The 21,713-nt window shown below is 71.5% G+C and carries 17 protein-coding genes and 1 tRNA gene; 14 read left to right on the forward strand and 4 right to left on the reverse strand.

What is annotated here, in order from left to right; genetic code table 11:
• The first annotated feature begins 93 nt into the window (after positions 1-93).
• The 4 genes from ACUKCB_RS24160 to tmk all read left to right on the forward strand — a co-directional run bounded on the left by ACUKCB_RS24160 (position 94) and on the right by tmk (position 8,223).
• Positions 94-690, forward strand: coding sequence for a chaplin family protein (locus tag ACUKCB_RS24160; RefSeq protein ID WP_473037885.1), 597 nt, complete (start codon positions 94-96; stop codon positions 688-690).
• 320 nt (positions 691-1,010) lie between these two features.
• Positions 1,011-2,312: a hypothetical protein gene (locus tag ACUKCB_RS24165; RefSeq protein ID WP_473037886.1), complete on the forward strand. Its 1,302-nt coding sequence runs from the start codon at positions 1,011-1,013 to the stop codon at positions 2,310-2,312.
• Positions 2,313-2,969: 657 nt separating this feature from the next.
• Positions 2,970-5,810: a type I DNA topoisomerase gene (topA, locus tag ACUKCB_RS24170; RefSeq protein WP_473037887.1), complete on the forward strand. Its 2,841-nt coding sequence runs from the start codon at positions 2,970-2,972 to the stop codon at positions 5,808-5,810.
• A 301-nt stretch (positions 5,811-6,111) separates the two neighbouring features.
• Positions 6,112-8,223: a dTMP kinase gene (gene tmk / locus ACUKCB_RS24175; protein ID WP_473037888.1), complete on the forward strand. Its 2,112-nt coding sequence runs from the start codon at positions 6,112-6,114 to the stop codon at positions 8,221-8,223.
• 93 nt (positions 8,224-8,316) lie between these two features.
• On the opposite strand, the gene ACUKCB_RS24180 is transcribed toward tmk, so the two are convergent.
• A complete protein-coding gene (locus ACUKCB_RS24180) occupies positions 8,317-8,838 on the reverse strand; it encodes a pyridoxamine 5'-phosphate oxidase family protein (RefSeq protein WP_473037889.1) in 522 nt (173 codons plus the stop codon).
• 171 nt (positions 8,839-9,009) lie between these two features.
• On the opposite strand from ACUKCB_RS24180, the gene ACUKCB_RS24185 reads away from it, so the two are divergent.
• The 6 genes from ACUKCB_RS24185 to ACUKCB_RS24210 all read left to right on the forward strand — a co-directional run bounded on the left by ACUKCB_RS24185 (position 9,010) and on the right by ACUKCB_RS24210 (position 17,777).
• The gene (locus ACUKCB_RS24185) at positions 9,010-10,182 is read left to right on the forward strand and encodes a DNA polymerase III subunit delta' (protein WP_473037890.1); all 1,173 of its coding nucleotides are present in this window, start codon (positions 9,010-9,012) and stop codon (positions 10,180-10,182) included.
• Between the two features lie 74 nt (positions 10,183-10,256).
• On the forward strand, positions 10,257-11,828 hold the full coding sequence (locus ACUKCB_RS24190) for an alpha/beta hydrolase (protein WP_473037891.1): 1,572 nt from the start codon (positions 10,257-10,259) through the stop codon (positions 11,826-11,828).
• 94 nt (positions 11,829-11,922) lie between these two features.
• Positions 11,923-11,995 (forward strand) — tRNA-Thr (locus ACUKCB_RS24195).
• 160 nt (positions 11,996-12,155) lie between these two features.
• A complete protein-coding gene (locus ACUKCB_RS24200) occupies positions 12,156-13,799 on the forward strand; it encodes a right-handed parallel beta-helix repeat-containing protein (RefSeq protein ID WP_473037892.1) in 1,644 nt (547 codons plus the stop codon).
• A 213-nt stretch (positions 13,800-14,012) separates the two neighbouring features.
• On the forward strand, positions 14,013-17,345 hold the full coding sequence (locus tag ACUKCB_RS24205) for a right-handed parallel beta-helix repeat-containing protein (RefSeq protein WP_473037893.1): 3,333 nt from the start codon (positions 14,013-14,015) through the stop codon (positions 17,343-17,345).
• A gap of 78 nt (positions 17,346-17,423) precedes the next feature.
• On the forward strand, positions 17,424-17,777 hold the full coding sequence (locus ACUKCB_RS24210; protein ID WP_473037894.1) for a hypothetical protein: 354 nt from the start codon (positions 17,424-17,426) through the stop codon (positions 17,775-17,777).
• A gap of 81 nt (positions 17,778-17,858) precedes the next feature.
• On the opposite strand, the gene ACUKCB_RS24215 is transcribed toward ACUKCB_RS24210, so the two are convergent.
• Positions 17,859-18,014, reverse strand: coding sequence for a hypothetical protein (locus tag ACUKCB_RS24215; RefSeq protein WP_191267045.1), 156 nt, complete (start codon positions 18,012-18,014; stop codon positions 17,859-17,861).
• A 119-nt stretch (positions 18,015-18,133) separates the two neighbouring features.
• Here ACUKCB_RS24215 and ACUKCB_RS24220 point away from each other — a divergent pair, with 119 nt between their 5' ends.
• Entirely contained in the window at positions 18,134-18,379 is a 246-nt protein-coding gene (locus ACUKCB_RS24220) for a hypothetical protein (RefSeq protein ID WP_473037895.1), read from the forward strand.
• Positions 18,380-18,452: 73 nt separating this feature from the next.
• Positions 18,453-18,842, forward strand: a complete 390-nt coding sequence (locus ACUKCB_RS24225) for a hypothetical protein (RefSeq protein ID WP_473037896.1) — start codon at positions 18,453-18,455, stop codon at positions 18,840-18,842.
• 25 nt (positions 18,843-18,867) lie between these two features.
• Here ACUKCB_RS24225 and ACUKCB_RS24230 read toward each other — a convergent pair whose 3' ends face one another.
• Positions 18,868-19,428, reverse strand: a complete 561-nt coding sequence (locus ACUKCB_RS24230) for a hypothetical protein (protein ID WP_473037898.1) — start codon at positions 19,426-19,428, stop codon at positions 18,868-18,870.
• A 551-nt stretch (positions 19,429-19,979) separates the two neighbouring features.
• Between ACUKCB_RS24230 and ACUKCB_RS24235 the strand changes: the two genes are divergently transcribed.
• The gene (locus tag ACUKCB_RS24235; protein ID WP_473037899.1) at positions 19,980-20,270 is read left to right on the forward strand and encodes a hypothetical protein; all 291 of its coding nucleotides are present in this window, start codon (positions 19,980-19,982) and stop codon (positions 20,268-20,270) included.
• Positions 20,271-20,447: 177 nt separating this feature from the next.
• The gene (locus ACUKCB_RS24240; protein ID WP_473037900.1) at positions 20,448-21,035 is read left to right on the forward strand and encodes an RNA polymerase sigma factor; all 588 of its coding nucleotides are present in this window, start codon (positions 20,448-20,450) and stop codon (positions 21,033-21,035) included.
• 127 nt (positions 21,036-21,162) lie between these two features.
• Here ACUKCB_RS24240 and ACUKCB_RS24245 read toward each other — a convergent pair whose 3' ends face one another.
• Positions 21,163-21,687, reverse strand: coding sequence for an inorganic diphosphatase (locus ACUKCB_RS24245; protein ID WP_191267028.1), 525 nt, complete (start codon positions 21,685-21,687; stop codon positions 21,163-21,165).
• Between the last annotated feature and the right edge of the window lie 26 nt (positions 21,688-21,713).

A 21,713-nucleotide genomic window follows, 5' to 3' on the forward strand; every position in this document is an offset into this window, starting at 1 on the left:
GGCGTGCTCTCCTTCCCTTGGCTCCCATGCCGGGAATCCGTCCGCGGTCACACGAGTAGCCAGTAGACCTCCTCGTCGACCAAAGGACAGCCGATGACCCAGTCAACCCATCTCCGATTCGCCACCATCGTGGCCGCAGGTCTGATCGCCACCACCCACGGCATCGCCCACGCCGACACCACGACCAGCGGTAACGGGTCGATCGGCGGAGGCAACCAGGTGGAGCTCGACCTCGACGCCCCGATCAACGCCTGCGGGAACTCCATCGCGGTACTCGGTATGGCCGGCGCCGACTGCACCGGCAGCGACGCCAAGGTGACCGACGCCCCCTCCGACCCCCACCCGGGCTACGACGGCTACGACCCCGAAGAGGACGAGGAGGAAGAAGAGGAGCCGGAGGAGGAGAGCCCCGAGGAGTCCCCCGAGGAGGAGGCTCCAGAGGAGAGCCCCGAGGAGGAGGCCCCGGAGGAGGAAGAAGAGGAGGACCGCGAGGAACAGACGGAGGAGGAGAGCTCCGAACAGCCCTCCGAGTCCGCCTCCCCGTCCGCCCCGCCCGCCGACGAGAGCCGCCTCGCGGTCACCGGTGCCGACCAGAGCGCCCTCGTCGGGCTGGTCGCTGCCGCTGTCCTCGCGGTCGCCGCCGGCGCAGGGCTCCTGCTCTTCGGCAGGCGCCGCAGGAACCGGGTCTGATCAGCCGCCCGGGCCGTGCGGCCCGGGGGTTGACGCGAGTCCCGCAGCACCGGCCGAGGCCACGTGCTCGGGGTTCACGTCAGCCGCCGCTCAACCAGAGCGGAGCTGATCGACGGGGTGTGAGCGTCCGTACGCAGCCAGCGCAGACGTGACGAGACCGCACCCAACAGACCGGCAGACCACGTACCGACCAGGTGCGGAGCCGACCGGATGATCCCCGGCCCCGGCCGAAGGCCCGCGCCCCACCCAGGGGTGTGGAACGGCCTGTGGCCCGTGCACGACACCTTCTCATCAACTCGTTTTTCGAAAGGACTTCCCACATGCGTAAGTGGGCTAGCACCTCCGCGAAGTCCGTGCTCATGGCGGCCGGCTTCGTCGCCCTGGGCAGCGGCGTCGCCTTCGCCGACACCGACGCGGCCACCAGCGGCAACGGTTCCGTGCTGGGTGGCAACCAGGCGGTCCTCAACGCGGACGTCCCCGTCAACGTCACCGGCAACGCCGTCGGCGCCGTGGCCGGGATGGCGGGTGCCTCCAGCACCGGCTCCGACGCCAAGGTGATCGACCACCACCACGACGAGGTGCACACCTCGGGCAACGGCTCGGTCCTGGGCGGCAACCAGCTGGTCGTCGACGGCGACGTCCCGGTGAACGTCACGGGCAACGCGGTCGGCGCCGTGGGCGGCGTCGCGGGTGCCTCCTCCACCGGCAGCGACGCCAAGGTCCTGCACGACGGGCACGGCCACAAGCACCACAAGCACGACGACCCCGAGGTCGCGACCTCCGGCAACGGCTCGCTCATCGGTGGCAACCAGCTCGTGGGCGACCTGGACGTGCCCGTGAACGTCTCCGGCAACGCGATCGGCGCCGTCGGCGGCGTCGCGGGTGCGGCCGCCACCGACGCCGACGCGATCGTCCGTGAGCACCAGAGCGCTCCCGTCGAGCACCAGTCCGGTCAGCTCACCGCGACCGACGTGGTCACCGAGGCGGTCGAGAACGCCTCGATCCTGCCCGACACCTCCGGTGTGGACGCGGGCGTCCTGCGCCAGTCCGCCCCGGTCCGTGAGCACCAGTCCATCGCGACCTCCGGCAACGGCTCCGCGCTCGGCGGGAACCAGGCCGTCCTGGACCTGGACGTGCCCGTGAACGTGGCCGGCAACGCGGTCGGCGCCGTCGGCGGGGTCGCGGGTGCGGCCGCCACCGACAGCGACGCCGTGGTCAAGGAGGCCGAGCGCGACATCGCGACCTCCGGCAACGGTTCGCTGGTCGGCGGCAACCAGCTCGTGGGCGACGCCGACGTCCCGGTGAACGTCGCGGGCAACGCGGTCGGCGCCGTGGCGGGTGTGGCGGGTGCCTCCTCCACCGGCAGCGACTCCAAGGTCGTCCACCAGAGCGCCGGGACCGAGGCGCACAGCTCCGCCCTGGACGGCGCGCCGGTGGTCGGCGAGCTGCCCGAGGTTCCCGTCTCCGAGATGCTGCCGGTCGGCTACGACCTGAGCGAGACCGCGGCCCAGTCGGTGCAGGAGCACGCTCCGGAGCGCGCCGACGAACTGCCCGAGGCCGCCGAGATGCCTTCCGTCGACCCCGTCGGTGACCTGCTGGGTGCCGCCGGCGTCGGCCTGTAGGGGCCGGCACGGGTCCGAGAGGACCTGAGCGGGGCGGTGCCCGTTCGCGGACGCCCGCCGAACCAGGGGAGTGCGGTCTCCCGTTCCGTTATGGAACGCGGTGGACTGCGGGAAGCCGGACTCCCGGGTGAGGCGGACGCCGTGGCCGGGGTGTTGTCCCCGCGACCGGCACCGAGGTGCCGTGTGCGTCCGGAGCCGAGATCGGTGGGTCGCCTCCGCGCTCCCGTTCCGTTATGGAACGCGGTGGACTGCGGGAGGGTGGAGGTGACGGCCGAGCTCAGGACGTGAGCCGAGTCCTCCCGGGAATATCCGGGAGGACTCGCCGCATTCTGGAGGCAGAGACACCCTGGGCCCTTAAGTGTGAGGCAAGTCACCATGGCGAGGTGTTAGAGGTGCTCGTCAGAGTCGGTAACGGCCCGAAGGAGAGCGCCGCCACGGCCGGGAGCGCACGTTACGGGCCGGTACCGGTCGGGGTAGCGCTTATTCTGCGGGTGCCGGTGGACGGCGGTCCGGATCCCGCGAAGGGTCCTCCCCGAACGGGGGAACGGGCCCGCTCACCGACGGGGGAGTGCCTGTAGTTCGGTTACTGTCGGTTCCCACGGGAGCCGAAGGACCGAGGCCGACAGAACACGTAAGGCTAGACGTAGGGGAAACAGCGTGCCACCCAAGAAGGGCAGCGCCGGCAAGAACGGCTCGAAGGACAGCGGAAGCCAGGGGGCGGGTACCGCCCTCGTCATCGTCGAGTCGCCTGCCAAGGCGAAGACCATCGCCGGTTATCTGGGTCGCGGCTACGTCGTGGAGTCCAGCATCGGCCACATCCGTGACCTGCCCACCAAGGCCGCCGAGATCCCCGCCAAGTACAAGGGGCAGCCCTGGGCGCGGCTCGGTGTCGACGTGGACGGTGACTTCGAACCGCTCTACGTCGTCAACACCGACAAGAAGGCACACGTCAAGAAGCTCAAGGAGCTCATGGCGGACGCCGACGAACTCCTGTTGGCCACAGATGAGGACCGCGAGGGCGAAGCCATCGCCTGGCACCTGCGCGAGGAACTCAAACCCAGGATCCCCGTCCGCCGGATGGTCTTCAACGAGATCACCAAGGACGCCATCCAGCACGCCGCGAACAACACGCGTGACCTGAACACCCGTCTGGTCAGCGCCCAGGAGACACGGCGCATCCTGGACCGCCTCTACGGCTACGAGGTCTCCCCCGTGCTGTGGAAGAAGGTCATGCCGAAGCTCTCGGCGGGCCGTGTGCAGTCCGTGGCCACCCGACTGGTGGTCGAGCGCGAACGCGAGCGCATGGCGTTCACCTCCGCCGAGTACTGGGACCTCAAGGCGGTGTTCGACGCCACCGAGGCCGGTGTCTCCGACGGTCCCGCCACCTTCCCCGCCACTCTGGTGTCCGTGGACGGCAAGCGGATCGCGGCCGGACGCGACTTCAGTTCCCAGGGCACCATCCGCGCCGACCGGGACGTACGCCACCTGGACGAGGCGGCGGCCCGGGGCCTGGCCGAGCGCCTGGCCGGGGCCGGGTTCGCGGTGAGGTCGGTGGAGCGCAAGCCCTACCGCCGCTCGCCCTACGCGCCCTTCCGCACCACCACCCTCCAGCAGGAGGCGTCCCGCAAGCTCAACCTGTCCGCGAAGCAGACCATGCAGGTCGCCCAGCGGCTGTACGAGAACGGCCACATCACCTACATGCGTACCGACAGCACCACGCTGTCGGACAGCGCGGTCAACGCCGCCCGCAACCAGGTGCGGCGCCTGTACGGCGGCGACTACCTGCCGGACAAGCCGCGCGTGTACGCCAAGAAGGTCAAGAACGCGCAGGAGGCGCACGAGGCGATCCGCCCCGCGGGCGAGAGCTTCCGCACCCCCGCCGAGACCGGGCTGTCCGGCCCCGAGTTCCGGCTCTACGAGCTCATCTGGAAGCGCACCGTCGCCTCCCAGATGAAGGACGCGGTCGGCGAGTCCGTCACCGTGCGTATCGAGGGCGTCTCCACCGGCGGCGAGGTCGCCGAGTTCAGCGCCAGCGGCAAGGTCATCACCTTCCACGGCTTCCTCAAGGCCTACGTGGAGGGGTCCGACGACCCGGCCGCCGATCTGGACGACCGCGAACGCCGCCTGCCCGCGATGGCGGAGGAGGACCCGGTCAAGGCGCAGAACCTGGAGGCCGAGGGGCACAGCACCCGGCCGCCCGCGCGCTACACCGAGGCCACCCTGGTCAAGGAGCTGGAGGAGCGGGAGATCGGCCGCCCCTCCACCTACGCCTCGATCATCGGCACCATTCTCGACCGCGGCTACGTGTTCAAGAAGGGCACGGCGCTGGTGCCGTCCTTCCTGGCCTTCGCCGTGGTGCAGCTGCTGGAGCGGCACTTCGGCAACCTGGTGGACTACGAGTTCACCGCCCGCCTGGAGGACAGCCTCGACGACATCGCCCGGGGCGAGGCCGAGAGCCTGCCCTGGCTGCGCCGGTTCTACTTCGGCGGCCAGGACGCCGACGGCAACCAGGAGACGGGTCTCAAGGAGCTGGTGGGCGACCACCTCTCCGAGATCGACCCCAAGGAGGTCAGCTCCCTGCCGCTGCCCGGAACCGACATCGTGCTGCGGGTGGGTCGCTACGGCCCCTACCTGGACCGCGACGGCGTCCGGGTGAACGTGCCGGAGGACCTGGCCCCGGACGAGTTGACCGAGGCCAAGGCCGAGGAGCTCTTCGCCCAGCCCAGCGGCGACCGGGAGCTCGGCGTCGACCCGGAGACCGGCCGCACGATCGTGGCCAAGTCCGGGCGCTTCGGCCCCTACGTCACCGAGGTCATCCCGGAGCCGGAGGAGGCCGAGGGCGGGGCCAGGAGCAAGTCGAAGAAGGCCAAGGTCAAGCCGCGCACCAGCTCGCTGTTGAAGAGCATGGACCTGGACACGGTCACCCTGGAGGACGCGCTGCGCCTGCTGTCCCTGCCTCGCGTGGTGGGACAGCTCGACGGCGAGGACGTCACCGCTCAGAACGGGCGCTTCGGCCCGTACCTGAAGAAGGGCACCGACAGCCGCTCCCTGGAGACCGAGGAGCAGATGTTCACGGTCACCCTTGAGGAGGCGCAGGCGATCTTCGCCCAGCCCAAGCAGCGCGGCCGTCGTGCGGCCGCCCCGCCGCTGCGCGAGCTCGGGGAGGACCCGGCCTCGGGCGCCAAGATGGTCGTCAAGGACGGCCGCTTCGGCCCCTACGTCACCGACGGGGACGTCAACGCCTCCCTGCGCAAGGGCGACGAGGTCGAGTCGATCACCGACGAGCGCGCCGCCGAGCTGCTGGCCGACCGCCGGGCCAAGGCCCCCGCCAAGAAGAAGGCGCCGGCCAAGAAGAAGGCGCCGGCGAAGAAGCCCGCGGCGAAGAAGAGCACCACGACCGCCACGACCACCACGGCTACCAAGAAGGCGACGACGGCGCGCAGGACCGCCGCCAAGAAGACCGGAGAGCCGAAGACGGACGCGAAGAAGTCCGACTGAGCCTTCCGGTGCCGCCGGTCGCGGCGCCCGTTCCGGTCGCCGTTCGGGCCGGGCGGTCGCGGGCCGTGGAGCCCCTTTCTCACCTGGGCGTTCCCACACGGGGCGCCCAGGTGAATGTTTCGGGGCACCACGGCGGATACGCCACCTCACCCCCTGTTCGGGGATGATCTTCCGTACTAGTCTGTGCGTGACGGCTGGGGACACAGAATCGTGTGTGACCCTTGGGCGTGTCCCCCGATTCCCTGGATGGGCGACCGACGCCTGTCAGTTCCTATCCCCCTCATCGATAATCTTGAGCGCTATGAGCAGATCTGCACCCCTGGGAGCGCCGGCCGAGGCGCAGAACGTCCTCGCGATCACACCCTTCAGAAGGCTGTGGATCTCGCTTTCCCTCTCCAGCCTGGGGGACTGGCTGAGCCTGTTGGCGTTGGTGTCCCTCGCGGCCATCTTCACCGCCGAGAGCTCCACCCTCGTCCAGTACCTCGCCGTGACCGGCGTCGTCGCCATCAAGCTCGCCCCCTCGGTCCTGCTGAGCCCCCTCGTCGGGGCCGTGGCGGACCGCCTGGACCGGCGGTGGACGATGGTCGGCGGCGACGTCCTGCGGGGCCTCCTCTACGCCTCCATCCCGGTTGTCGGACTGCTGGCCTCCGGTTTCGCGCTCCAGTGGCTGCTGATCGCGAGCCTGCTCGCGGAGATCACCGCCCTCTTCTGGACGCCCGCCCGGGACGCCACGATCCCCAGCCTCGTGCCCAAGCGCATGCTCGGCCAGGCCAACAGGCTGACCCTGCTCGCCACCTACGGCGCGGCCCCGGTCGCCGCCCTGCTGTTCGCGGTACTCGCCTCGGTCAGCAACCTGCTGGGCGCGCTGGTGCCGTCCATGGCCAACCCCGAGGCCGACGTCTCCCTCTACCTGAACGCCCTCACCTTCTTCGTCGCGGCGATCGTCGTGGCCGGGCTGCCGCTGCCCAAGCACACGGTGTCCAGGGACTCGCTGAGCCCCAGCCGGGACGCGAACATCCTCAGCGCGGTCCTCGCCGGGCGGATCGCGGTCGGCGGCGGACCACTCGTGCGCGGCGTGGTCACCGGCCTCGCGGCCACCGCGGCTGCGGGCGGCCTCGTCCTCGGCGCGGGCCGACCGCACGTGGAGGACCTCGGCGCGGGCAACGCGGGCTTCGGTGTCCTGGTCGCCGCGCTCTTCCTGGGCCTGGGTCTGGGCCTGGTCTCCGGGCCGCGGATCCTCAAGCAGTTCAGCCGCCGCCGACTCCTCGGCCTGGCCGCCGTCCTGGCCGCCCTGGCACTGCTCTTCACCGGGGCGATCGCCGACATGGTGCTCTCCGCGGTCCTCGTCCTCCTGTTGGGCCTGGGCGCGGGCCTGGCCTGGGTGACCGGGACCTCCCTGATCGGTGTGGAGGTCGAGGAGGACCAGCGCGACGCCGCGTTCGCCCTGCTGCACGGCACCGGTCGGCTGGCCGTGCTCCTGGGCGCCGTCCTGGCCCCGTTGGCCGCCGGGTTCGCCGGTGACCACGAGATCCCGCTCGGCGGCCCGCTCACCTACGACCTGTACGGCAGTGGCCTGGTCCTGATGGCGGGCGGCCTGGTCGCGCTGGTCGCGGCCGTCGTCGCCTACACGCAGGCCAACCGGGAGGACCCGGAGGCCGGTCCCGGCCTGCTCCCCGAGCTCTTCGCGGCCCTGCGCGGCGTCACCCCCGCGGTCGAGGAGGAAGAGGAGGACTCCCGGATCACCGGGGCCTTCATCGTGATCGAGGGTGGTGAGGGCGCGGGCAAGTCCACCCAGGTGCGCGAACTGACGGTGTGGCTGCGTGACCAGGGCTTCGAGGTGGTGGGTACCCGCCAGCCGGGCGCCACCAAGCTCGGCATGCGCCTGCGCGGCATCCTGCTCGACAGGGAGAACTCGCACATCACCGACCGTGCCGAGGTGCTTCTGTACACCGCGGACAAGGCCGACCACGTGGAGCAGGAGATCCTTCCGGCGCTGCGCCGCGGCGCCGTGGTGATCAGTGACCGCTACGTGGACTCCCTGCTCGCCTACCAGGGGGCCGGACGCTCTCTGGCGGTGGACGAGATCCGCACGATCAGCTCGTGGGCCACCCAGGGCCTGGTCCCGGACCTGACGGTGCTGCTCGACGTGCGGCCCGAGGACGGACTGTCCCGTCTGGGCGGACCGGCCGACCGCATCGAGGCCGAGTCGGTGGACTTCCACAACAGGGTCCGCAGGGGCTTCCGGGCGCTGGCCGAGGAGAACCCCGACCGCTACCTGGTGCTCGACGCCCGCGAACCGCAGGAGAGGATCACCAGGGAGATCCAGCGGCGGATGCGTCCGCTGCTGCCCGACCCGGTCGACTCCAGCTCCGAGGCGGTCACCGGCATGATCCCGGTGATCAGGCCCGAGTAGGACCCGGCGTACCCGTTCGACGACAGGAGGGGCTCTTCCCAGCAGGGGAGGGCCCCTCCCGCCGGTACGGGGCGCCGGTGCGGTTCCCGCCGCTCAGGGGAACGTGTAGCGGGTCTGGCTGTACACGGGCGCCTTGCCGAAGGCGAAGGCCTTCACCGGGGTGACCCGGACGACCAGGACCGCGTTCCCGCGCACGGAGTCGCCGAGCCCGTACCAGGTGCCGTCCTCGGCGGTGACGGCGGTGCCGTACTTGCGTTCGTAGGCCTCGGCGATCCGGTCGAGTCCGGCCGGATCGTCCACCGGGGCCCCGGTGCCCTCGACGATGACGTCCGGTCCGCCCTCCAGCCGGTTGTCCCCCGTGCTCATGGCGCAGTGCGGGTTCGCCGCCAGGTTGAGCGCCTTGCGTTCCTCCCGCCCGGTGCAGAAGCAGACGGCGCCGTCCACCCACACACCCAGCAGGGGTGTGGCGTGGGGCCGGCCGTCGGGGCGCACGGTCGTCACCCAGTACAGGGGCGCTTCGGTCAGGATCGTGCGGGCCCGGTCCCAGGGGACCGGGGAGGCTCCGCTGCTGCTGAAATCCGGGCAGACGTCGGTCATGGGCGTCGGTTCGCTCATGGGGCTCCTTCCTTCCACGGGAACGGACCCGCCGAGGGGGCGAAACTCATCGCCCCGCCGCCGGACAGTCCGGGATCGGTGCGGTGGGCGGGGGCCTGTGGAAAACGGTTCGGGTGTCATCGGGGGCTCCTATCCTGGGAGCAGACATTCCACGCGGCTCGGGGGGCAAGCTTGACGGTCTTCGACGACCTCGTCGGCCAGGATGCGGCGAGCGCACAGCTGAACCGCGCCGTCGCCGGCGCGTCCGACCTCCTCGCCGGCGGGACCGGCGCAGGGATGACCCACGCCTGGCTGTTCACCGGGCCCCCGGGGTCCGGGCGGGAGGAGGCCGCGCGGGCCTTCGCCGCCGCCCTGCAGTGCCGGGACGGGGGCTGCGGGCACTGTGACTCCTGCCACCAGGTGCTGACCGGCACCCACCCCGACATGCTCTACGTGCGGCCCAGCGGCCTGAGCTTCGGCGTGGCCGCCACCCGTGACCTCGTGCTCCGCGCCGGTTCCAAACCCTCCGGTGGCAACTTCCGGATCGTGCTCTTCGAGGACGCGGACCGCGCCACCGAGGCTGCCTCCAACGCCCTCCTCAAAGCGGTGGAGGAACCCTCGCCGCGGACCGTGTGGCTGCTGTGCACGCCCACCCCCGACGACCTCCTCATCACCATTCGGTCCCGCTGCCGCCTGGTCACCCTGGCCACCCCCGGCACCCGGCAGATCGTCGACGCCCTCGTGCAGCGGGAGGGGGTGGACCCCGCCGAGGCGGAGGCCGCGGCCCGTGCCGCCGCGGGACGGGTCGACCGGGCCCGGCAGTTGGCCACCGACCCGCAAGCGCGCCGCCGCCGCGAGGAGGTTCTGTCCATCCCGGCCCGGCTCGACGGCCTCGGTGCCTGTGTCACCGCGGCCGCGCGCCTGTACGAGATCGCCGAGGAGGAGTCCAAGGCGCTCACCACGGCCCTCAACGAGAAGGAGAAGAGCGAGCTCAAGGCGGCCTTCGGCGAGGGTTCGACGGGCAAGGGCGTGGCCAAGGCGGTCCGTGGGGCGGCGGGGGCGCTCAAGGACCTGGACGAGCGGCACAAGCGCCGGGCCACCCGGATCAAACGGGATTCCTATGACCGGGCCCTGCTCGACCTGGCCGCCTTCTACCGGGACGTGCTCGCCCTCCAGCTGGGTGCGACGGTGGAGCTGTCCACCGCCGAGCGCTCCGGTGACCTGGACCGGATCGCCCGCTCCGGCACGCCGGAGTCCACGCTTCGCCGAATCGACGCGATCATGACCTGCCGGGAGCGGATCGCGGCCAACGTCCACCCACAGATCGCCATGGAGGCGATGACCTCCGCACTCCTGCCCGGCTAGGGGTCGGGGGCATGGCCGGGGCCCGGCCCCGGGAGAATGGTCCGGCTACGGGATTCGAGCGAAGGCGGTTACGGGTGGGCACGAGGGTTCGGGGTCCGTTGGCGGTACTGCTCGCCGGGGCGGTGCTGGTCTCCGGGTGCACGGCGGGTGAGGACGCGCCCGAGGACGGCGGGGAGGGGGCCCGCGCGGACGCCACCGAGCAGGAACTCGCCTGGGAGGAGTGCGAGAGCGGCCTGCCCGGAAGCGAGTGCGCGGTCTTCGAGGTGCCGCTGGACTACGACGACCCCGACGGCGAACGGATCGAGATCGCGGTCAAACGGCTCCCCGCCACCGGAGACGACGTCATCGGCTCCCTGCTGATCAACCCAGGCGGTCCCGGCGGCTCCGGCTACGACTTCGTCGACCACGCCCCCTACAGCCTCAGCGAGGCGGTCCGGGAGAGTTTCGACGTGGTCGGGTTCGACCCGCGCGGTGTCGGCCGCAGTACCCCGCTGACCTGTCTGGACGCCGAGGAGATCGACGAGTTCCTCGGTGCGGACTACGGCGGTGACCAGGGTGCCGGTGACCTCGCCGACCTCGGCCCCGAGGGGTTGGCCGAAATCGAGGCCGCCAACAGGGCCTTCGTCGAGGCCTGTGAGGAGAACGCCCCCGAGCTGATGCGCAACATCGGCACCGCCGACGTCGCCCGCGACATGGACGTGCTGCGCGGGCTGCTCGGCGACGAGGAACTCAGCTACTTCGGCGCCTCCTACGGCACGCACATCGGCGCTCGGTACGCGGAGCAGTTCCCGGAGCGGGTCCGGGCACTGGTGCTCGACGGCGCGGTCGACCCCAGCCAGGACCAGCTGAGTGTGAGCGTGGAACAGGCCACCGGATTCGAGACGGCGCTGCGCTCCTTCGTCCGGGACTGCCTGGGCAGGCCGGACTGCCCGCTCGGCGGCCCGGGGACCAGTGTCGACGAGGGGATCGCCGTGCTGGAGGAGTTTTTGGCGGCGGCCGGGGAGGAGCCGCTGGGCAACACCACCGGTGACGGCCGCGAGGTCAACCGGGCCCGCGCCGAACTGGGCGTGCTCGCCGCCCTGTACACCGAGAACTGGTGGCCGCGGGTGCGTGAGGCGCTCACCGACGCGATGGAGGACGGCGACGGTACCGGCCTGCTGCTGCTCGGCGACGACCTGTACGGGCGCGGTGACACCGCCGAGTACGAGAACTCGACCGCCGCGCTCACCGCCGTGAACTGCTCCGACTCGCCCGCGCCCCGGGACGTGGAGGCCTACGCTGAGGCGGCGGCCGAAGCCGCCGAGGAATCGCCGACGTTCGGTCCGATGCTCGCCTGGGGTGCGCTGGCCTGTGCGTTCTGGCCGCAGGAGGCGGTGGCCCCGGTCGGTGAGCTCGACGCCGCGGGCGCCGATCCGATCATGGTGGTGGGCACCACGCGTGATTCCGCCACCCCCTACGCCTGGTCCGAGGCGCTCGCCTCCCAGCTGGACTCGGGTTTCCTGGTCACCCGCGACGGCGACGGCCACACCGGTTACCGGATGGGTGACCAATGCGTGGACACGATGGTCGACGAGTACCTGTTGGAGCTGGCGGTGCCCGAGGACGGTATGGCCTGCGCGGACCACCTGGCGGAGGCGGCCGGATAGGCGCGGCGGCGGGGTACCCGGGAAACCGGTACGCGCCACTCGGCGGAGGCGTTAGACTGGTTCCTGCTTCGCCACGTGCACCGCGTGGTGATGTGCCGCCTTAGCTCAGTCGGTAGAGCGATTCACTCGTAATGAATAGGTCATCGGTTCGATTCCGATAGGCGGCTCAGCCACATCAGGCCCGTCCGGTCCATCCGGGCGGGCCTGATGCGTTCGCGGGGTTCCCGCGGTTCCTGGTCCCCGGCCTCCGGGGCGGGTAGGCGCTCCCTGACGGGGCCGGCGCTACCGTACGAAGCGCACACAGTCCCCCGAACCGGGAGCCTTCGGATGTACACCGCCCGCGTCTCGAAGACCGACCCCCACGCGTTCCCCTCGTTCAGGTCAGTCCTCCGGGACGCCCGGTACGCCGGCACGGACCTGTACCTCCACGTGGAACCCGGCCAGTACACGGAGCACTACTTCCTGGAGATCTCCACCAGGGTCATGATCGTTCCGGTCGCCGGGCCCGGCACCGTGGAGATCTCCGTCTCGACGGCGGACAGCGTGTTCGTCGTGACCGGCGAGCGGGGCACTCTGGAGCTCTACGGCATCCACGTCCGGGGCGCGCAGGACGCACCGGGCTCACCGACGATCCGCGCGGACCAGGGGACCCGGTTCAAGGCGGTCGACAGCGTGTTCACGTCCGGTGCCGAGGTGGAGGTCAGCGGGGACGGTACCGAGGTCGTCAACTGCCGATTCGACGGCTGCGGGCTCTACTGGAAGCGGGGGACCGGTGGTTTCGTCCGGGACACCGTCTTCCGGGGAGCGTCCCTGTACTTCTGGCGGGCGGTCAACCCGACCGTCAGCTCGGTGCGGTTCAGCGACTACGACCGGGGCGGTCTCGTCGCCTACGAGACCAGTGTGATGGTGACCGACTGCGTCATGTCCGACTTCGGGAGGGCCGACGGTGCGGCGGTCCTGGTGAAGGAGGGCAGCGACGCCCGGTTCACCGGCCTCTCGATCAGCGGCAGCCCGGGGTACGCGATCTCCGTTCTGGGAGAGGGCACCCGCGCCGTCTTCACCGACCTCGACCTGACCGGATGGGCTGATGAGAGTTACGGGATCGGCGTCGGACTGGGGGCCGAGGCCGCCTTCACCTCCTGCCGGATCGACGGCTCCGGTTCCGGCTCCGGCTCCAGGGCCGTGGTGGTGGCGAGGGGAACGCTCAACGCCGAGGACCTGACGGTCGAGAACGTCCGGTCGCACGGCGTCCACGTCCAGGAGGGCCGCTTCTTCGGCCGCAGGCTCGTCTTCGGGCAGCTGGGCGCGTCGGCGGTCTCGGGGGCCGGGAGCCGGTTCGAGCTGTCCGACGTCGAGTTCCGAGGCACGCTCCCCGGCCCTGACTCGCTCGGTGGCGGGTTCTTCATGAGCGACAGCCGCCTGGAGGCGGACGGGATCAGGGCCGCGGACCTGAACGATGTGGCTGTGCTGAGCCGGGGCTCCCGGGCCACCCTGGTCTCGGTGACCGCCGAGCGCGTGAACATGGTGGTGTCGGCTCATCAGGACAGCACGGTGAGGGTGCACGGCGCGGAGGCCACCGGGATCCGGGGCCAGGCCTTCGGTGCCCGGACCGGTGCGGTCGTGGAGGTGGTGGACGCGCTCGTCTCCGGCACCGGACACCAGGCCGCGTACGCCGACGGAGCCTCCATCACCCTGACCTCGGTGACGGTGAGCGGTTCCGCCGGGACCGGCGCGGCGGTTCTGGGGGACGGCGAGCTGACCCTGGAGGACACCGTGATCCGGGACGGGCACAACGCCGGGCTCCGCGTGCTAGACGCCAGGAGCCGGGCGACGCTGGTCCGTTCCCGGGTCACCGGCAACGCGCGGGGCGGAGTCCGCGTGCACCCGGACGCCGTCGTCGGGACGCAGGACCTCCTTCTCCGGGACAACGGGGCCGAGGACTGGGCGTACCTCCCGGTGGAAGGAGACTGAGCGGGTCCCGGCGTGCGAACCGGACGCCGGGACCGGAGAGCGCCGAAGGGGTGTCACGACCGGGGACGAGCCGTCGCCCCGGGCAGGTTCTGACCGACCCTGGCCACAGGCGTGTGCGCTGTCCCGGATTCCCGGCGGACGAGGTGGATACGGTACATAGCGCAGACCCTCCGGCGCGGCGCCGGGGCCGCTACCCCCCTTGGGAGCCGATGGATGATCACAGTCCGCGTCTCGAAGACAGACCCCGCCGCCAGTCCCTCCCTCGGGCAGGCGATCCGGGAACACCGTTATCCGGGGGCGGACCTGCGCCTGTGCGTGGAGCCCGGTGAGTACGTGGAGCCGCAGGTCATCGGGGTGCAGCGGCGTGTGGTCGTGGTGCCGACCGAGGAAGCCGGGTCGGTGGCGGTCGTGGCGGCCGGCGAGACCAACGTGTTCAACGTGCACGCGGGTGGGGAGCTGGAGCTCCACGGGGTCTGGGTGCGGAGCTCCTCGAAGGAGTACCCGCCGGTGTACGTGCAGAAGGGCGCCCGGTTCAAGGCGGACGACTGCGTCTTCACCGCATCCAGGAGGGTCAACGTGGTGGGCGCCCGCGCCGAGGTGGTCGGCTGCCGGTTCGAGGAGAGCGGACTGCTGTGGGACGGCAGTGAGGGCAGCGTGCGGGACTGCTACTTCGCCGGGGCGGTGATCGCCGTCCAGGGTGATTGCTCGCCGCGGATCAGCGGGACGGTCTTCACCGGTGCCCACGAGGACTGGCACACCCTCTACGTCGCCAACGCCTCCCCGGAGTTCACCGACTGCGCCCTGGTCGACGGGGGCGGCGTCTACGTCCGGGACCGGGCGCGACCGGAATTCACGGACCTGCGGATCATCGGGTCCTACGACTGGCCGGTCCGGGTCTACGAGCGCTCCAGGGCGACCTTCACCCGCATGGTGGTGGAGGGCTCCCGCAAGGAGGACACCGATGCCTTCTTCGTCCACGGTGACTCCGAGAGCACGTTGAACGACTGCGAGATCACCGACGCCACCCGTACCGGAGTGGCGATCGAGGGCGGCAGGCTCACCGCCAGGGGGCTGACCCTGCAGGGCATCGCCGCCGACGCGGTGTTCGTCGACGGTGGCGAGGCGGAGATCACCGACCTCCGGTGTACGCGGATCGGGAAGGCCGCCCTGCTGGTCGCGGACGGGGCCAGAGCCGCCGTCGCGGGGATGTCCGTCGCGCAGAGCAGCGAGGAGGAGCGCGGCGCGATCGCCTCGGTCCGCTCCCGGTTCGAGGTGAGCGACCTCAGGGTCAGCCGTTGGCACGGACCGATGGCCATCGTGCTGGGCGGCCGGGGGTTTTTCGAGGACATCGTCGGCCACGACGTGGGCTCGGGGATCCACAGCCGTGAGGACGCCACGATCACGGTGCGGGGCATGGTGCTGCGCGACGCCCGGGAGGACGGACTGAACATCCTCGACGGCACCGAGCTCCAACTCCACCAGGCCGATCTGTCCGACTGCGGCGAGGACGCGGTCTACGTCCAGGGCGGGCACGTCACGATCCGCTCCTCCACCCTGTGTGGGAGCGGGGAGCGCGGCGTCCGGGTGGGCGAGGGCGGGGTCGCCGCCCTGGAGGACACCGCGGTCCGGGACGGTCGGGGCGACGGCCTCATGGTGGAGGACGGCGGCCGGGTGCGCTTGGTGCGGTGCACCGTCTCCGGCAACGACGAGGAGGGCCTGTGGGCGGCCGACAACGCGTCGGTGTACCTGGAGGACAGCACTTTCAGCGGTAACCGGGGCGGGGACGGCGACCGGGTCACCGCTCGGACCGCGGGTGCGGCCGAACCCCCGGGTGGCGGGGCCACGGCTGCGGATGCCGGCGACGGGGCCCTGCGGGCCCGGTCCCGCCCCCTGGAGGCGCTGCTGGCCGAGCTGGAGGGGTTGACCGGGCTGGACGGGGTGAAGAAGGAGATCCGTTCCCTGGTCAACTTCCAGCAGGTGAGCGCGAAACGGGTCGAGGTGGGCCTGCCCGCGCTCAACGTCAGCCGCCACCTGGTGTTCTCGGGGCCGTCCGGGACGGGGAAGAGCACGGTGGCACGGCTGTACGGGGAGATCCTGCGTTCGCTGGGGCTGCTCCGCAAGGGCCAGTTCCTGGAGGTGTCACGGGCGGACCTGGTGGCTGGGCACCAGGGCGGGACGGCGCGCCGAACCGCGGACCTGGTGGAGCGGGCCCGGGGCGGTGTGCTGTTCGTGGACGGGGCGGACGAGCTGGTGGCGGGGCCCGACGGTGGGATGGCCTGCGGGCAGGAGGCCGTCGACACCCTGGCCGGACTGATGGGGGACCTGCGGGGGGAGGTCGTGGTCGTCCTCGCGGGCGGCTCCGACCGGATGCGCTCCTTCCTCGAGGAGAATCCGGGGCTGCGATCACGGGTGGCGCGCATGATCGAGTTCGGGCACTACTCCCCGGAGGAACTCAGCGGGCTCTTCGAGGGGATGGCAGGGGAGCAGGGCTACCTCCTCGGGGAGGGGGTGCACGAGCTCCTGGTCCGGCACTTCGCGGGGCAGCGGCGCGACGAGGCCTTCGGTAACGCCCGGGAGGTGCGGAGGATGTTCGAGGAGGCGCTCCGGGCCCAGGCCGACCGGATCGTGACGGGCGCGTACCAGACGGTGGAGGACCTCACCCGGGTCCTGCCGGCCGATCTGGAGGGTGAGGTGGCGGTGGGGCCCGGGGCCGGGCCGGGCGGTGGCTCCCGGGTGGCGGCCCTGTTGGCGGACCTGGACGGCATGGTGGGTCTGACGGAGGCCAAACGTGAGGTGAGGGCGGTCGTGGACCTGTTGTCGGCGGCCCGTCGGCGCGGGCCGGAGCCGTCGCCGCACCTGGTGTTCTCGGGGCCGTCCGGGACCGGTAAGACCACGGTGGCCCGGATCTACGGGGAACTGTTGGCCGCCCTGGGGGTGTTGGGCCGGGGGCACGTGGTGGAGGCGGCCCCGGAGGACCTGGCCGGGGCTCCGGCGCTCCGGGGGGAGGCGTCACCGCGGCCACGGGCGTTGTTCGAGCGGGCACGCGGCGGGGTGCTGTTCGTGACCGGGGCCCGGGGGTTCGACGGGGGACCCACCGGGGGCCCGGGGGGAGAGCAGGGCGCGGCCGAGACCCTCGTCGGGCTGATGGAGGAGTACCGCGACGAGGTCGTGGTGATCGTGTCGGGCCGTCCCCGGGACGCGGCTGGGCTGCTGGCGGGTGAACCGGGGCTGGCCGCACGGTTCTCCCGCACCGTGGATTTCCTCCCCTACGGCCGAGAGGAGCTGGTGGAGATCTTCGTGGGGATGGCTGGGGACGCCGGCTTCCTGGTCCCGGAGGAGACCCGCGAGAGGTTGTCGGTGCTGGTCGGCACGGATGGCGGGTCTTTCTCGGAGGGCAACGGGCACGAGGTGCGCGCTCTGTTCGAGTCGGGTGCGACCCGGCAGGCACGGCGGATCGAGGCGGCGGCCCTGGCGGGGGAGGGCTTCGACGTGTCGGAGCTTCAGACCCTGCTGCCCGAGGATCTTCCGGCGGGAGGTCCCGGGTAGGCCGCCCTTGGCGGAATGATTACTCTGCGTGTATCGGTGTTGCGCCTGTCGTGTCCGAAGTGTGGGTAGGTGGGCGTTATGAGTCTGATGTTCATGCTGTTTGCACTGATGGGCGCTGTGGTTGTTCTCGGGGGCGGTTCCTACGCTCTGCGCCGCGTCCTCGCCCACATGGAGGAGCGCCTTCCGGTGGCGGAACCGGAACCGCCCCCCGAGCCGGTGACCGGCCCCCAGGTGGGCGGTTACGTCCCCGCTCCACGGGATCCCGACGAGATTCCGGAAGAACTGCGCGCGCGGGTACGCAACCTGCTCGCGCTGGGACGGGACGACGAGGCGGTCCGGTTGGTCCGCTCCCGCCTGGACCGCGACGAGGAGCGTGCGCGCAGGGCCGTTCGGCGCCTGGGCGGCGGGGGCCGCCCGGCCATGGAGCCCTGAGTCGGAGCAGCCCCGGAGCCGGACCGTCCGGAGCGCAGGGCGGGCGACCGGCCGGGGCCCGGACCGGGCCCCGGAGCGGGGTCACAGACGTTGGCGGTTCTGCAGCCAACCCCACACCGCGGTCGCGACGAACAGGATGCCACCGATGACCGCGAGCCAGAACAGCCCCTTGATCACGATGCCGAGGATGGCGAGGATCAGCCAGATCGCGAGCAGGACGAGAATGAAGTAGACCATGGGCGCTCCTGCGTGGTCGGCGTGCTGCGGTCCGATCAGTGACCTACCCCGCCGCCACCTGCTCGAAGCGGACCGGGGTGGGTGTGTGCAGGTGCCGACTTCTGGGGTAAGGGAGGGGCATGAGTCTGGAAGAGGCATCACGACAGCTGGAAGCCGCCATCCACGATGCGCGGGTCTCGTTCGACTGCATCCTGCTGGAGGAGCTGGACCGGGCGCACACCAACGCGATCACCGCCCGGGCCGCCGTGGACGCGGCGGAACAGGCCCTGAGGGTGGAACTGGAGAAGAGGGCGGCAGAGGAACCCGACACGGCAGATCCGGTCGAGGGGTCCGACGTCTCCGCCGAGTCCGACAGGCCCGGTTGACCGGAGGGCTCCGCACGACCGGAGGGCTCCGCACCCCGGTACTCGGCATCGAACATGCTTTCGAGTGGCGGGTATGCTGTGGGGCATGCCCGATCAGCCCCTGACGTCGGACTGGCCCGCGAGCGTGCACCCGCCCGGGTCGGACTCCTTCGAACAGACGGCCCTGGACTGGCTGTTCGACCAGGTACCGGCCGACTACCGCCTGCACGGGGTTCTGCGGCGCCACCCCGTAGCCCTCTCCCGGCTGGCCCGCCAGTACGTCCTCGCCACGCTGGAGGCGGCCCGGGAGGGGTACCGCACGGCCCGCGTGGACCTACGCGACCACCTGCCACCGCACGCCCTCGACCAGGTCATGAACGCCTACCTCGCCGAGGGGCGGCGCACCGCCGAGGTCCTGCGCTCCGTCGAGGCCGTGGACGGCGCGCTGCGCGCAGCGGCCCCGGAACGGTCGGACCATGAGTGAGCGGCCGGCGCGGTGCGCCCCGGGGTCAGGCGGTCACCCGGACCAGGACGGCGACCTCGTCGCCGGTGTTGACCAGGTGGTGGTGGCCCCGGCCGGGGGCGCCGACGCCGCCCACCACGCGGGTCCGTCCCACGGCCAGTTCGGCGGCCGAGCGCATCTGGCCGTCGGGGCCGGAAGTGATCAGGTGCGCCTTCCCGCTGACCAGGTGCAGGACCTCCATGGTGTGCGGGCGGTCGGAGCGCTGTGTCGGGCCGGGCACGAAGCTGTTCGGCTCCAGAGCCACGGTGGTCACCCGGAAACGGCCGCCCGAGTGTCGTCGGGCGCTGCGGGGAGCGGGCTGCCAGCGCCCGCGCCGGGCCGGCCACAGGGTCGGCCGGCGCAGGGCGGAGGCGGCTCCGCGTGCGGCGGCGACCAGTTGGCCGGTGGTGGGCAGCCGGAGCCCGCCCAGGTGGGCGTAGCCGGAGGGACGTCCGGCGTCGACCACATCACCGATCCCGTCGAGGGAGACGGCCGTGGCACGGGGACGGGGGGTGCGTTCGGTCGAGTCAGGGCGAACGGCGGTCATGGCGGAGGCCTGCTGGGGCATCGTGAGAAGATCCTTCACGTGTACGCGGCCGGGGCTGGTGCCAGGGGCCGCGAGGATGTCGTCAGGGAACCCCGGGGGCGCCGGGGCGGCAGGGTCAGTCGCTCCGAACACGCGTTCGGAGGGGAGAATCACCCTGGTGGAGGCCGCGCGCGGGCCCCTCACACCGGACGGTGGAGGCCGCTCACGGACCGGTCGTGCGGGGTCGGTCGACGAAGACCCCTCGGCTACGACTCAGTGACGACAACACGGACACGCCGCACGGGCCAGGTGGCAGGAGACCCCGGGGGTCGTACGAGCCGTGGCGTCGGTGCGGGTGCGCGGATACATGAAGGTAAGGAGACCAGCAAAGCCTGTGGTGAGTCAAGCGAACGCCGGGAATCGTGCGTGTCGTACCGCTCACCCGCCCGTCCGGAACGTGTTGCGGGCGGCGTCCGGTGGTGGTGACATGTGGAGCCCGAGAACACGGCGTGTCCGCCGGACCGGGCCCCACCCCCCAGTACAGCCGTAGTGACAGGAGTGGCCGTGCAGCCGTCCGTCCCCAGAGGGCAGCCTTGACCCCGGAGGCCCAGGGCCTGTGGGCACGTGTGCTGGTGCGGGCCCTCGTCGTGGTCACCGCCGGTGTGATGGCGCTCGGCTTCCTGGGGGCCGAGGCGGCGCTGCTGGTGGCCTTCCTGACCGTGCTCACCTACGTGCTCCTGTGGGCGCGGTCCCGGTACGCACGGTCCCTGTTCCCCGAACCGGGCCGGGGCGCCGACGGAGAGGGGCCCGAGGAGCCGCTCGGGGGACCGAAACCTCCGCAGGGCCCGCCCCGGTCGCCGCACCCCCGGCGCCCGCCGGACTGAACCCGGCCCTCGCACCGAACCCGCCCACCGGACCGGCACCGTCCGTCGGACCTGATCGGGCCCCGGTGGACCCGACGGCTCCGGGCCGCCGGCACCTCCCGCGCCGCTCCGGGTGAACGGTGCTTCTTTCGACAAACCGGAGAGCACCGTTCCGTGCGCGGCGTAGATTCTAGGGCTATGACGGACCAGGATCTTCTACACGCCCTGCGCTCCGGCCAGACCCCGTCGGCAGACGCCTACGTGCGGCTCCTCGACGCCTACGGAGAGGAGCTGTACCGGCGTTGCATCCTGGTTCTCCGCGACAGGGACGCCGCGCACGTCGTCCTCAGGGACACCCTGATCGCCGCCCACGCGCACATCCGGCGGCTGCCGGACGCCGACCGGTTGGGGGAGTGGCTGCACGCGTTGGCCGAAGCGGAGTGCGCACGCCACCGGGCACGCGTGACCCCCGCGGACGACGCGCCCGACCTCGCGCTGCCGGAGCGGACGGAGCTGGTCCGGATACGGGTGCTGAAGGCGATGTGCGGACCCGAACTGGACGGCTACCGCACACACGTGGCGGCACGGGCCGACCGCTTCGGCCGTGACGGCTTCCCGCTGCCCCCCGACCCCCCGCACGTCTCACGCGGGCTGCTGGCCGCGCTGCCCGTCGCCCTCGCAGTGCTGTGCGCGATCCTGGTGCTCGCACTGGCCGGGTACGCGCTGGCCCGGGACCCCGGGCGGGAACTGGGAGCGGGGGTCTCCCGGAGCGTCGGAGCCCCGTGATCCCGGGCCTGTCCGCAGAGCCGTCGGAGGCGGCGGGGGCGCCCCGGGCCTCGCGGGCACGGCGAAGGCCCGGCGGGAAACCCCTGCCGGGCCCTACGAGACACCGAGACGAGTGTGGTGCTGCCGGTTACTTGCCCTCGCTGGTGATGTGCGATGCATCACCGTGCGTACCGGCCTCTTCGGCGCGCTTCACCGAGGCGATGATCTCCTGCTCGGCGTCGTGGCGGCCGGCCCAGCTGGCGCCCTCCACGGACTTGCCGGGCTCAAGGTCCTTGTACACGGTGAAGAAGTGCTCGATCTCGAGGCGCTCGAACTCGTTGACGTGGTGAATGTCACGCAGGTGCTCCTGGCGCGGGTCCGTCGCCGGAACGCACAGCAGCTTGTCGTCGCCGCCCGCCTCGTCACGCATGCGGAACATGCCGATGGCACGCGCCCGGATCAGGCAACCCGGGAAAGTCGGGGCCTTGAGCAGGACGAGAGCGTCCAGGGGGTCGCCGTCCTCGCCGAGCGTCCCCTCGACGAAACCGTAGTCGGCGGGGTAGGTCGTGGAGGTGAACAGCATGCGGTCGAGACGGATACGACCTGTCTCGTGGTCCACCTCGTACTTGTTGCGCTCCCCCTTGGGGATCTCGATCGTAACGTCGAATTCCATGCTGATCTCGGCTCCCAATGCGACTA

It is taken from the genome of Nocardiopsis moroccensis, assembly GCF_055763695.1.